13 protein-coding genes are annotated in these 12735 nt (G+C 66.3%); 11 read left to right on the top strand and 2 right to left on the bottom strand.

Annotated elements, in window-relative coordinates; translation table 11 throughout:
* The first annotated feature begins 10 nt into the window (after positions 1–10).
* The 8 genes from ESB00_RS01940 to ESB00_RS01910 all read left to right on the top strand — a co-directional run bounded on the left by ESB00_RS01940 (position 11) and on the right by ESB00_RS01910 (position 6637).
* The gene (locus ESB00_RS01940; RefSeq protein ID WP_129046045.1) at positions 11–364 is read left to right on the top strand and encodes a hypothetical protein; all 354 of its coding nucleotides are present in this window, start codon (positions 11–13) and stop codon (positions 362–364) included.
* A gap of 9 nt (positions 365–373) precedes the next feature.
* A complete protein-coding gene (locus ESB00_RS01935) occupies positions 374–943 on the top strand; it encodes an RNA polymerase sigma factor (protein WP_129046044.1) in 570 nt (189 codons plus the stop codon).
* A gap of 60 nt (positions 944–1003) precedes the next feature.
* Positions 1004–1165, top strand: a complete 162-nt coding sequence (locus tag ESB00_RS19525; RefSeq protein WP_164975982.1) for a hypothetical protein — start codon at positions 1004–1006, stop codon at positions 1163–1165.
* A gap of 13 nt (positions 1166–1178) precedes the next feature.
* Entirely contained in the window at positions 1179–1640 is a 462-nt protein-coding gene (locus tag ESB00_RS01930; protein ID WP_129046043.1) for a methyltransferase family protein, read from the top strand.
* A gap of 33 nt (positions 1641–1673) precedes the next feature.
* On the top strand, positions 1674–2090 hold the full coding sequence (locus ESB00_RS01925; RefSeq protein WP_129046042.1) for a hypothetical protein: 417 nt from the start codon (positions 1674–1676) through the stop codon (positions 2088–2090).
* Positions 2087–4150, top strand: a complete 2064-nt coding sequence (locus ESB00_RS01920) for a copper-translocating P-type ATPase (RefSeq protein ID WP_246026394.1) — start codon at positions 2087–2089, stop codon at positions 4148–4150. The genes ESB00_RS01925 and ESB00_RS01920 overlap by 4 nt, the downstream gene beginning before the upstream one ends.
* A 49-nt stretch (positions 4151–4199) precedes the next feature.
* Positions 4200–4652, top strand: coding sequence for a hypothetical protein (locus ESB00_RS01915; RefSeq protein WP_129046041.1), 453 nt, complete (start codon positions 4200–4202; stop codon positions 4650–4652).
* A gap of 155 nt (positions 4653–4807) precedes the next feature.
* Positions 4808–6637 carry a PLP-dependent transferase gene (locus tag ESB00_RS01910; RefSeq protein WP_129046040.1) on the top strand — a complete coding sequence of 610 codons (1830 nt, stop codon included), beginning with the start codon at positions 4808–4810 and terminating at the stop codon, positions 6635–6637.
* 139 nt (positions 6638–6776) lie between these two features.
* Here the strand turns inward: ESB00_RS01910 and ESB00_RS01905 are convergent, their stop codons facing one another.
* Together ESB00_RS01905 and lysA are read right to left on the bottom strand one after the other, a co-directional pair.
* Positions 6777–7817, bottom strand: coding sequence for an NAD(P)H-dependent glycerol-3-phosphate dehydrogenase (locus tag ESB00_RS01905; protein WP_129046039.1), 1041 nt, complete (start codon positions 7815–7817; stop codon positions 6777–6779).
* Between the two features lie 100 nt (positions 7818–7917).
* Positions 7918–9225 (bottom strand): diaminopimelate decarboxylase, encoded by a 1308-nt coding sequence (lysA, locus tag ESB00_RS01900; RefSeq protein WP_129046038.1) that lies wholly within the window; start codon positions 9223–9225, stop codon positions 7918–7920.
* A gap of 90 nt (positions 9226–9315) precedes the next feature.
* On the opposite strand from lysA, the gene ESB00_RS01895 reads away from it, so the two are divergent.
* The 3 genes from ESB00_RS01895 to ESB00_RS01885 are packed head-to-tail and all read left to right on the top strand — an operon-like array spanning position 9316 to position 12728.
* Positions 9316–9582, top strand: coding sequence for a hypothetical protein (locus ESB00_RS01895; RefSeq protein WP_129046037.1), 267 nt, complete (start codon positions 9316–9318; stop codon positions 9580–9582).
* A gap of 55 nt (positions 9583–9637) precedes the next feature.
* Positions 9638–11185, top strand: a complete 1548-nt coding sequence (locus ESB00_RS01890) for an AbgT family transporter (protein WP_129046036.1) — start codon at positions 9638–9640, stop codon at positions 11183–11185.
* A 7-nt stretch (positions 11186–11192) separates the two neighbouring features.
* The gene (locus tag ESB00_RS01885) at positions 11193–12728 is read left to right on the top strand and encodes an AbgT family transporter (RefSeq protein ID WP_129046035.1); all 1536 of its coding nucleotides are present in this window, start codon (positions 11193–11195) and stop codon (positions 12726–12728) included.
* Positions 12729–12735 lie beyond the last annotated feature (7 nt).

Below are 12735 nucleotides of genomic sequence, written 5' to 3'. Positions count from 1 at the left end.
ACCTCCTCCCATGAAAATAAAAAACCTGCTCCTGCTGCTCAGCCTGTTCGCCACCGCGGCGCTCCGGGCCACCGAAGCCCCCGCCGGCGAGCTCGTCAGCCCCACCGACAAAGACGCCGCCTGGCTCGCCAGCGCCCGCGCCGCCTACCCGTTGAAGACCTGCCTCGTCTCCGAGGAGGAACTCGGCGGCATGGGCAAGCCCGTGGAGTTCATCTACCGCCAGGCCGGCCAGCCCGACCGGCTCGTGCGCTTCTGTTGCAAGATGTGCGTGCCGAAATTCAAGAAGGACCCGGCAAAATATCTGGCTCAACTCACTCCCCCCGATAAGACAGGGGAGCAGCCCGCCCCGACCAAGCACCCCTGACCACCCGCCATGGCCCGCCGCCCCGACCAGCTCGCTGCCGAGCTCAACTCGCACCGCAACGCCTTCAAAGCGTTCCTCGCGGCACGCGTCGGCAGCGAGGCCGAGGCGGAGGACATCCTGCAAAACGGCCTGCTCAAGGCGCTCAAGCATGCCGACGAGGTGCAGGACGACGCCAAGCTCACCGCCTGGTTCTACCAGCTGTTGCGCAACGCCGTCGTGGACCACTACCGCGCCCGCGGCTCCGTGCGCCGGCGGCATGACGGGCTCGGCGAAATGATCGCCGCGTTGGGCGAGGACATCACCGCCGCGCCCAAGGGCTTGGAGCCGCAACTGTGCGGTTGCCTAGGCGGCGTGGTGGACACGCTGAAACCCCAGCACGCCGAGTTGCTCCGCCGCGTGGACTTGAACGGTGAATCCGTGCAGGCCGCCGCGAAGGCGCTTAAAATGACGCCGAACAGCGCCAGTGTCACCCTGCACCGGGCCCGCAAGGACTTGCGCGCGCGGCTTGAAACTTTCTGCGGCGACTGCGCCCAAGGCTCCTGTCTGGATTGCGACTGCGCCGAGCGGGACGATTCCTGAAAGATTCCTGTAAGATTGTCGGAGCGGCTCCGTCTCCGGGATGAAACCAACATTCATCCCATGAAGAAATCCACCGCCCAAACCTCTATCCCCTCATGCGGGTGCAACCGCTCCTGTCAGTGCCAGTCGCAACTCCGCTGCCGCTGCCACGACCTCAACGCCCTGCTGGCGCTCGCCCTGTGGGACTACAGCCGCCTGCTCCGCCGCCACCGTTCCCGTTGATCCGCTCCCGACCATGCACGCTCTCGAACTGAGAATACCGCCCGTCGTCGTTGGCCTGCTCCTCGGATCAGCCATGGTAGCGGCCGCGCATTTCACGCCCGCTTTGGGCTTCACTGTGCCGGGAGCCACCTTCTTCGCCGTCGGCCTGGCCGGGGCGGGCGTGGTTGTCGCCGGGCTGGGCGTCGTCGCCTTCCGTCGGGCGCGCACCACCGTCAACCCGCTGCAACCCGCCGCCGCCTCGCACCTCGTCGTAGCCGGCATCTACCGGCACACGCGCAACCCGATGTATCTCGGCATGCTACTCGTCCTGTTGGGCTGGGGCCTGTTTCTCGGCAACGCCCTCGGGCTCGGCCTTGCCATGCTGTTCATCCCGCTGATGAACCGGCTCCAGATCGGACCTGAGGAGCGGATCCTGACCAACCTCTTCGGACGTCAGTTCACAACCTATCAATCCACCGTGCGCCGCTGGCTCTGAGCCCGCCGGTCCACTCAACACCTCTTCTCTCCCATGGAATACCTCATCGGCATAGGCCTCGCCGTCGCCGCCTTCTTCTTCGCCCGATTTGTCGGCCTGGACCGGGACCGGGCGTTTTACCCAACCGTGATGATCGTCATCGCCCTGCTGTATGGTCTGTTCGCGGCCATCGGCGGCTCGCGAACCGCGCTGGCCCTCGAATCCATCGGCATTGTCGGATTCGTGCTCCTGGCGGTCCTCGGATTCAAATCCAGTCTCTGGCTGGTGGTCGTGGCCCTTTTCGGGCACGGCGTCTATGATTTCTTCCACGAACATCTGTTCGTGAATCCGGGAGTGCCTGCCTGGTGGCCGGCCTTCTGCAGCGCCTACGACATCACCGCAGCCGCCGGTCTGGCCGGGCTGCTCCTGCGACCCGGCGCGGTGCCGGTCACAAAACCCACCTCCCCGTGAATTCTTCTCCGTCCAACCATCCGGCCGGGCATGGTCATCACCACGGCGCAGCCTCAGCGCGCATGCAGGTGCCGGCGCCCAGCGAACCCGTTTACATGGGTCTGCCGCACGAGCGCTACCTGCGGCCGAAACTCTACGTCGCCGCCGCGCTGACGATCCCCGTGCTGTTCATGGCCATGGGCGAGATGTTCGCCCCGGATCTCGTGCACGAATTTTCACCGCTCATGAGCGGCTGGCTGCAATGGCTCCTGACCACGCTCATCTTCTTCTGGGCCGGCGCGCCGTTCATCCGCCGCTGGTGGAAATCCATCCGCGAGCGTGACACCAACATGTTCACGCTCACCGTGACCGGCACCGGCGCGGCCTATTTCTACAGCTCGGCGGCCATGCTGTTCTGGGGTCGCTTCCCGGCGGAATACCAGACGCACCACGGCGTGCCGTTGTATTTCGAGGCCACGGCTTTCATCACGACCATCGTGCTGCTCGGCCAGATTCTCGAGCAACGCGCCCACGCCCGCACCGACGCGGCCATCCGTGCCCTCATGGACCTCGCACCCAAGATCGCGCACCGCATCGGGAGCGACGGCTCCGAAACAGACGTGCCGGTCGAATCCATCCATCCGGGCGACCAACTCCGCGTGCGCCCCGGCGAAAACCTGCCGGTGGACGGCGTGCTCACTGGGGGCACGGCCGAGATCGACGAGTCCATGCTCACCGGCGAACCGCTGCCCGTGACCAAGGATTCCGGCGACAAAGTCAGCGCCGGCACGCTGAACACCACCGGCTCCTTCGTTTATCGTGCCGAGCGTGTCGGCGCGGACACGCTGCTCGCACAGATCGTCGGGCTCGTTCAAGCCGCCACCGAAAGCGAGGCCCCCATCGCGCGACTCGCCGACCGGGTTTCCGCGTGGTTCACGCCCGCTGTGCTCGCCATCGCCGCGATTACTTTCCTCGCCTGGGGCCTGTTCGCCCCGGAACAAGGCTGGCTCTACGGACTGCTGAACGCCGTGGCTGTCCTCATCATCGCCTGCCCCTGCGCGCTGGGCCTCGCCACGCCCGTCTCGCTCGTCACCGGCATCGGCCGCGGCGCGCAGGCCGGCGTCCTGGTGAAGGACGCGGCCGCGTTGGAGGCTCTGGCCGGCGCGAACACCCTGCTCATCGACAAGACCGGCACGCTTACGCTCGGCCGGCCGCAGGTCACCTTCATCCGCACTTCCGGCAATCTCGACAAATCCGAACTGCTCCGCCTTGCCGCCTCCGCCGAATCCAGCAGCGAGCACCCGCTGGCCCGGGCCATTGTGTCGGCAGCCAAGGCGCGCGGCCTGCCGCTGGCCCCCGCGCACGACTTCTCAGCCAAACCCGGCGCCGGCGTCAGCGCCACCGTCGAGGAACGCCGCGTGGAGCTGAGCCGCGCCGCCGCGGGCTACGAATTGCCCGAACATCCCACGGCAACCCTCGTCAGCGTGACGATTGACGGTCGCGAGGCCGGCGTGATCGCCCTCGCCGACACGCTCAAAACCGGCGCGGCGTCCGCAATCACCGAACTGCAGCGGCTCGGCCTGCGTATCGTCATGGTATCGGGCGACCGCACCGCCGCGGCCCGGGCCGTGGCGCAGCAACTCGGGCTCGACGGCTTCTACGCGGAGGTCACGCCGGCCCGCAAACAGGATCTCGTGCGCGAGCACCAGGCTCGCGGCGAACGCGTGGTCTTCGCCGGCGACGGCCTCAACGACGCTCCCGCGCTGGCCGCGGCCAACGTGGGCATCGCCATGGGCACGGGCACCGACGTGGCCATGCACAGCGCCGGCCTCGTGTTGGTGAAGGGCGACCTCGCCGCCCTCGTCCGTGCCGTGCATCTGAGCCGCGCCGTAATGCGTAACATCCGGCAAAATCTCTTCTGGGCCTTCGCCTACAACACCGCCGGTCTGCCCCTGGCCGCGGGAGCGCTCTTCCCGTTCACCGGCTGGCTGCTCAGCCCGATGTTTGCCGGAGCGGCCATGAGCCTGAGCTCCATCACCGTCGTGGCCAACGCCCTGCGCCTGCGCCGATTGAAACTGTGAACATTTTGGCCGGAACCCGGCCCCGTCCGCGCAAGTCAGTATGCCCATCATGAACCACCGACTTTTCCGCACCCTCGTGCTCGCCACCAGCCTGGGCTTCCTCGTGGGCTGCCAGACCGTCGAGCGCCGCATCCAGGAAAAACCCGAGGTCTTCTACAAACTCGACCGTGAGACCCAGGACAAAATCCTCCAGGGCATCATCGACATCGGCTACAACGAAGACATGGTCTATCTCGCCCTCGGTAAAGCCGACGAACAGCGCGAGCGCGTGACCGAGAATGGCCGCACGGTCACCTGGATCTACAACACCTATTACACGCGCTACGACGGCCGGGACCAAGTCGGCTACCACCGGCGCGTCTATTACGACCCGCTGCTGCGCAGCTACCGCGTCCACTACCGCCCGGTCTTCGCTGACACCTACCGCGAGGAAAAAGAGGAGCGCATCCGCATCACCTTCCAAGGCGGTCGCGTGACCGAGATCGAACAGGCGAAGGACTGAGCGGCACTTAAGCCATAGCAGGTGGAGCGACCTGCTCCCCAGGGCGCTTCAGCCGCAACGGAAGGCGTCAGCGCGTTGTGGAGCAACGCGCGCCACCTATCATTGCGCCCCGCTTCGCCGCTTGTGTCATAAGCGTCCGGGACTAAACTTTGGTCATGAAGACCACCCCGTCCCGCCAGCCCAAGATCCCCGAAGAGCCGACGCATGCCGTCGCCGAAGCCCGCCTCCTCTCCCCCCGCCGCAAGACCAGCCGCGCCACCACCACCCGGGCGCTCGCGCTCGAACAGCTCGCCCACTTCAGTATCGATCCGCGCAGCCCCACCGGCCGGCCGCTGCTGGCGCTGGCGGAGAAGCTCTACGCCGCGCATGGCGACGTGATGGAGCTCTGGGAAACCACCACCCGGGAACTCGCGCGCCTGCCCCGCGAGGACCGGCTCGCCCTCTTCAACGCGAAGAAGTTCCTCAGCTTCCAGCTCGCGAAGCTGCTCGACACGCTGCAAAATCCCACACGCAAGACCCACCAGTCGCTGGGCTACTCCAACACCACGACACTGGCGAAGGGGCCCTATCCGGTCTTCGACAACGTCACGGCGCTCTTCTCGGCCAACCCTGTCATCACGCGCACGGCCACCTACCTGTTTGCCTGCTCGGAGTGGATCGACGACGCCTTCCAAGGGCGCGAGATGCTGCACGAGATCTACTCGCGCCTGATGAACCCGACGTCGATCACGCTCGCCAATCACATCGTGGACGTCGAGTGCGGGCCGCACGCCGGTGAATACCTCGCCTGGAACTTCAACTCCGGCATGGCGGCGATCGACGGCGTCCTCTCCCACCTCGTCGGCTACGAGGACATCATCCTCTCCTCGCGCAACATCTACGGCGGGGCCTACCAGCTCATCCACGACTGGTTCGGCAAGCGCAGCAACCTCGACGTGGCCGTGCATTTCTTCGACGGCACCACGGAGGCTGACTTCCGGTCCGCCTTGGCCCGGGTGCGCGCGCAACACCACGACCGGCTCGCCGCCGGCCGGCGCATCTACGTTTATCTCGAGAGTCCCTGCAACCCGCACGGCGTGTTCCTCGATGTGCCGGCCATCTGTCGCGCCGCGCACGCCGAACTCCTCACCGTCATCCTCGACGGGACCGTCGCCACGCCGTTCCTGGTGCGGCCGCTCCAGGCCGCCGATCCCGCCGAGCGCCCCGACTTCCTGCTGCACAGCTACACCAAGGACCTCACCGGCCACGGCACGACCACCGCCGGTGTCGTCATCGGGCGCAACGAGCAGATGTTCATCCCGAAGGGCGGGCAGTCGCCCGCCGGTCACTCGTGGAGCGACACGCTCTTCTGGAATGTCTATTACGTGAAGGGCGCCTTCCTCGACTCCGACAAGGCCTTCGAGGTGCTCACCGGCATGAAGACGCTCGAGGCGCGCATGCTGCGGAAATGCATCAACACCGCGATCTTCGCCCGCTGGCTCGCCTCGCACCCGCAGGTCACGGTGAGCGGCCCGGCCAATCCCGCCGATGCCAACCACGCGGTGACCGGACGCCTGTCCTACCTCGGCCTGCCCGCGCCGCTGTTCACGATCCACTTCGAAAAGGCGAAGATCTCGCGGACCACGCTCGAACGTTTCTACGACACACTCACCCCGATGTTCGGCCACATGGTGTCGCTGGGCCAAAGCAACACGATGGTGCTGTGCCCGGCGCTCACGACTCATTCCGAGCTCGGTGAGACCGCGCTCAGGGAAGCCGGAATCACGCCGACCACCATCCGCATCTCCGTGGGCGACGAAAACCCGCGCGAGCTGATCCGCGACTTCCTGCTGGCCGTGCGCAACGCCCTTGACCCGGACAAGCCGGGTTTCAGCGCCAAGTTCCTCACCGGCACCGCCGTGGACCGTCTCGTGGACGAGACCTATCTCGACATCCACCGCCGCCACGCCGCTGCGCAGCCGCGATTCGCGGAGGCGATAGTCTAGAAATCAGGAGGTGGAGCGACCTGCTCCTCAGGGCGCTGGCAGCGCAGCGGACATCCTCAGCGCGTTGGGGAGCGTTTCGGCAGGCTCAAGGCCCTGAGCCCGTCGAACGGGCAACGCGCGCCACCTTTGTTGAAGCCGCCTATTTCCTCGGAAACGGCGAGTGCGTCTCGCGTTTCAGCTCGCGGGTCATCAGCGACATCAGCGCGTCCATCGGCTTCTTGCCCTGATAAAGGATCGCATGGACCTCGCCGAGGATCGGGGCGGTGATGCCGCGCTGGAGACACAGGTCATGGAGCGCCTGCGTGGTGCGGTAACCCTCGACGACGGTCTTGCGGCCGGCCAGCAGGTCGGCCACGGCGGCGCCCGCGCCGATCTGTTCGCCGAACTGGCGGTTGCGACTCCACGCGCCGTGGCAGGTGGCCACGAGGTCGCCGAAGCCGCTCAGGCCGTAGAAGGTCTCGCGCTTCGCGCCGAGTGTCTCGCCCACGCGCACCATCTCGGTGAGGGCGCGGGTGATGAGCGAAGCCTTGGAATTGTCCCCGAGCTTCAGGCCGTCGCAAAAACCGGCGCTGATCGCGTAGATGTTCTTGAGGCTGGCGCCGTATTCGGCCCCGGCGAGGTCGTCGCTGGTGTAGAGGCGGAGCGTTGAACCGCTCATGGCCGCCTGCACCCGGTCCACGAACTCACCGGGCCGGGCCGCGGCCAGCACGACGGCGGCCGGCAGACCCTGCGCGACCTCGGAGGCGTTGGTCGGGCCGGTGAGCGTGGCGACATTCAGGCCGGGAAAGGCCTGCGCCATCACCTCGCTGGGGCGGAGCAGCGTGCCAAGTTCGAGGCCCTTCACGAGGCTGATGAACAGCTGCAGTTGGCCCGCGCCGCCGAGCTCGGCCTGCATGCGGCTGCACCACTCGCGCAAGGCATGCGACGGACTGGCGATGAGCGCGACCTCGGCTTCGAGCAGCGCGGCCCGAAGGTCGGACGTGACACTCAGCGTTTCCGGCAGCTTCACCCCCGGCAGGTAGTCACGGTTTTCGCGCGCCAGCTGCATCGTGACGGCATGTTCCGGCCGCCGGGTGACGAGCATCGCGCGCTGGCCGCGGCGGGCGAGATGGACCGCCACCGCCGTGCCCCATGCACCCGCACCGATGACCGTGAAGTGGAGAGGGCGCGAATCGGACATGGGGGAAGGGACTAGGGACAAAGGACCAAAGACTGGGGACTGCGCAACCTCCGAGAAGTGACAGAACCCGGATTTGGCCGACCAAGTCCTTGGTCTTTCATCACGTCTTGAGGAAGGCCGGGATCTTTTCCCCGGCGATCATAGACTCAAAACTTTCGCGCCCATTGACCAGCTCGAACCGGCTGCCGGAGACCAAGACCTCCGCGGCCTGCGCCCGCGTGTTGTAGCGGCTGGCCATGGTGTAGCCGTAGGCGCCGGCGCTCATGAAGGCGACCAGTTCACCCTCGCCGACGGACTGGAGCGTGCGGTCCTTGGCGAAGCAATCGCCGGACTCGCAGATCGGGCCGACGATGTCGGCCTTCAGGGCGGGGCGAGCGCTGTCGCGGGTGAGCGGGACGATCTCGTGGTAGGCCTCATACATGGCCGGTCGCACAAGGTCGTTCATCGCGGCATCGACGACGAGGAAGTTCTTGTTCGCACCACGCTTGAGGTATTCGACGCGGGAGAGGAGCACGCCGGCGTTGCCGACGAGGAAGCGGCCGGGCTCGAGCAGGATCTTGAGGCCGAGCGGGGCGAGCAGCGGCTTGAGGGTGGCGCCGTAGGTCTCGGGCGTGAGCGGGCGCTCGGCCTCGGGCTTGGCGTCCCACCAGGACTGTTGGCCGCTGGCGAGGGCGTCCTGATAGATGATGCCGATACCGCCACCGATGCTGAAATAGGAGATGCCGTAGGTCTTCTTGAGCTCGGCGACGAAGGGCACGACCTTGGCCACGGCCTCGGCGAAGGGGGTGACCGAGGTGAGCTGGGAGCCGATATGCATCTGCACACCCTTGATCTCGAGGTGCGGGAATTTTGCGGCGGCGGCATAGGCCTCGGCGGCATGCTTGAGCGGGATGCCGAACTTGTTGTCGCTCTTGCCGGTGGTGATCTTGGCGTGGGTCTTGGCGTCCACGTCGGGGTTGATGCGGATGGCGATGGGCGCCTTTTTGCCCAGCTGGCCGGCGACGTGGTTGATGCGGGCGAGCTCCGGCTCGCTCTCCACGTGGAAGCCATAGACGCCGGCCTCGATGGCCAGGCGGATCTCGGCCTCGGACTTGCCCACGCCGGCGAAGACGCTGCGGTTGGCCGCGCCGCCTGCGGCGGTTACGCGGCGCAATTCGCCGCCACTCACGAGGTCGAAGGCCGCGCCGAGGTTCGCGAAGTGGCGCAGGATGGCCAGGTTGGAGTTGGCCTTCATCGCGTAACAGATCTGCAAATCCAGGCCGGTCAGGCTGGCGGCGAGACGCTGGTAGTTGTTGGCAATCGTCTGCGCACTATAGACGTAGGTCGGCGTGCCGTGCAGTTGGGCGATGGCGGCGAGATCAACCGACTCGCAGTGGAGTTTTTGTCCGACGTAGTGTAAAGAATGCATCGTGGGTAAAGTGGGCGTGAAAGGTGTCGAGATAGCGGGAAACCCATTGAACGAAAGCGCTATTTTGACGATCCCTGTCCTCCCGCCGCCATGCCGACTCCGCTCCGCCGCCTGCTGAACCACCTGCCCCTGCCCCAAGGAGGCGGTGAGCTCTATGTGCGCTCGAGCTGGCACAAGCCCACGCAGTATGACCAGTTGCTCAGCCGGCCCCCCTTCCAGGCCTTCAACAAACTGAGCGCGGATCATTTCCGGCGCGGGCTGCTGCGCCGCCGGCTCCTGAAGAGCCTGTTGCGCTGGGGCCTGATGTTCGGCGTCGCCTGGATCGTGATCGAAAGCGTCCGGGCACTCGCTTTGTGATAAACCTGTAACGGCGGGCATTGACGCCGGCTGTGTCGGCGGTTGCATCGGGGATATGACACAATCCCCCGCCCCGGCCGCTCAGACCTCGGCGTTTCAGCGGTTTCTGAACACAATCGAGCGCGTCGGCAACCTGCTGCCCAACCCCTCAACCCTGTTCGCTTTCCTGGCCGTCGTGGTGGTGCTGCTGTCGTGGATTTTCGCCCGCATGGGGGTCTCCGTCACCCATCCGGCCACGGGCCAGCCGGTGCCGGTCATCAGCCTGCTCAACGTCGAGGGTCTGCACCGGATGCTGACGCAGCTGGTGCCCAACTTCGTGGCCTTCCCACCGCTTGGCACCGTGCTGGCTTGCCTCGTGGGCATCGCGGTGGCCGAACGCACGGGGCTCATCACCGCCGGCCTGCGGCTGATCGTGCTGGCCTCGCCGCGGCGCTGGCTGACCCCGATCGTGGTGTTCGGCGGCATCCTGTCTCACTCCGGCGCCGATGTGGGTTATGTGCTCTTCGTGCCACTGGGCGCGGCGATCTTTCACGCTGCCGGCCGGCATCCGCTGGCGGGCTTGGCGGCGGCGTTCGCGGGTGTGGCGGGCGGCTTCAGTGCCAACATCGTGCTCAGCACCATCGACGCCCTGCTGGCTGGCATCACCCAGGCCGCCGCGGCCGTGGTGCGGCCCGGCATTTTGGTGAACCCGGCCGCCAACTGGTATTTTCTCGTGGCCGCTTCCGTGCTCATCACCGCCGTCGGCACCTGGGTAACCCACCGGTTCATTGAGCCGCGCCTTGGCACCTACACGGGCGACGCCAAGCCCGAGCCGATCAAGCCGCTTAGCGCCGACGAAAAACGCGGTCTGCGTTACACCGTGACCGCGGTGCTGGGCCTGACCGGCCTCGTGCTTTGGGGCACGCTCACGGAAGGCGGCTTCCTGCTTGATCCGAAGAACCCGACCTTCCTCGCCTCCTACTTCATCCGCGGGCTGATCTTCTTCATCTTCTTCTACGGCCTGATCGCCGGCCTCGCCTACGGCATCGGCGCCCGCACCATCCGCAACGACAACGACGTGATCCGCGGCATGGACGCCTCGGTCTCCGCGATGGGCTCCTACATCGTGATGGCGTTCTTTGCGGCGCAGTTCCTTGCCTATTTCAACTGGACCAACCTCGGAACGGTGATGGCCGTGAAGGGCGCCGGGGTCATCAAGGATCTCAACCTCCAGGGCAGCCCCATCCTGCTCATGATGTCGCTGGTGATCTTCACCGCGGTCGTGAACCTCGTGATCGGCAGCGCCTCGGCCAAGTGGACGCTGCTGGCGCCGATCTTCGTGCCGATGTTCATGCTGCTCGGCTACTCGCCCGAACTCGTGCAGGGCGCCTACCGCGTCGGCGACAGCTGCACCAACATCGTCACGCCGCTGAACCAGTATTTCCCGCTCATCCTCGGCTTCGCCTCGCGCTACGTGCCCAACACCGGCATCGGCACCATGCTGGCGATGATGGTGCCCTACTCGCTCGCTTTCCTCGTCTTCTGGTCGCTGCTGCTGATCGCCTGGATCGCCCTCGGCCTGCCGATGGGGCCCGGCGCCGGCCTCACCCTGCCCCCGATCTGAACTGCCCATGTCCGCCCCGCCTGCTCCTTCCTCGCGCCTGCAGCGTTTCCTCAACGGCGTCGAGCGCGCCGGCAACGCATTGCCGCATCCGGCCACGCTGTTTGCCGGTCTTGCCGCCCTCGTCGTGGTGCTCTCCTGGCTCTGCCACCGGCTCGGTGTGCAGGTGACGAATCCGGCCAACGGTGCCGTCGTTTCCGTGGTGAACCTGCTCTCGGCCGAGGGCATCCAGCGGATGATCGTGGAGCTGCCGCGCAACTTCCTCGCCTACCCGCCGCTCGGCATCTCGCTGACCTGCATGCTGGGCATCGGCATCGCCGAATACACCGGCCTGATGGGGGCCATGCTGCGCCTGTTCGTGCTGAACTCTCCGGCGAAAATGGTCACGCCCATGGTCGTGTTCGTGGGCGTCATGTCCAACGCCGGCAGCGAGGTGGGCTACGTGCTGCTCATTCCGCTCGCCGCCGCGCTCTATCACACCCTCGGCCGGCACCCCTTCCTCGGCCTCGCCGCCGCTTTTGCCGGGGTGGCCGGCGGCTACAGTGCCAACCTGATGGTCGGCTCGGTGGACGTCTTGCTGGCAGGCCTCTCGGAGGCGGCCGCGCACATCGTGGATCCCGCCTACACGGTGGATGCCTTCGCCAACTGGTATTTCATGGCGGCGGCCACCCCGCTCATCATGATCATCGGCACCTGGGTGACGGAGAGAATCGTGGCCCCCCGGCTCGGCGAATATCGCGGCGACGCCAAGCGTGAGGCGCTCACGCCGCTCTCCCCCCGGGAAAAGCGCGGCATGTCCGCCGCTCTGGCCGTCGTGGTGGCGATCACGGCGGTGGTGCTGTGGGGCACGCTCGCGCCCGGCGGGTTTCTCACCAACCCGAAGAACCCGTCATTCCTGGAGTCCTACTTCATCCGCGGCCTGATTTTTTTCATCTTCATCTACGGCCTGCTGCCAGGCATCGCCTACGGCATGGCCGCAGGCACCCTGCAGAACGACCACGCCCTGATGGGCGGCATGACGCAGACCATGAAGTCCATGGCCTCGTTCATCGTCCTGGCATTCTTCGCCGCGCAGTTCATCGCGTATTTCAACTGGACCAACCTCGGGATCATCACCGCCGTCAGCGGCGCGGAGTTCATCCAGCACCTTGGGCTGGAGCGCATGCCATTGCCCCTGATGCTCGCATTGGTGCTGTTCGCCGCGCTGGTGAACATCCTCATCTCGAGCGCCTCGGCCAAGTGGGCGCTGCTGGCCCCGGTCTTCGTGCCGATGTTCATGCTGCTCGGCTATTCGCCCGAGATGGTGCAGGGCGCGTTTCGCGTCGGCGACAGCTGCACCAACATCATCACGCCGTTGCTCAGCTATTTCCCCCTCATCCTGACCTTCGCCCAGCGCTACGATCCCAAGGCCGGCATCGGCACGCTCATCGCCACGATGCTGCCTTACTCCGTGTGTTTTCTGATCGGCTGGACCCTCCTCTTGATGGTGTGGATTGCCGCCGGGGTGCCCATGGGGCCGGGCGCCCCGCTCTTCCTGGCGAAATGATCCCGGC

The organism is Oleiharenicola lentus, assembly GCF_004118375.1.
Lineage (GTDB): Bacteria > Verrucomicrobiota > Verrucomicrobiia > Opitutales > Opitutaceae > Lacunisphaera > Lacunisphaera lenta.
Note: the sequence above shows the minus strand (reverse complement) of the source record. Positions and strands in the feature narration are given on the sequence as shown.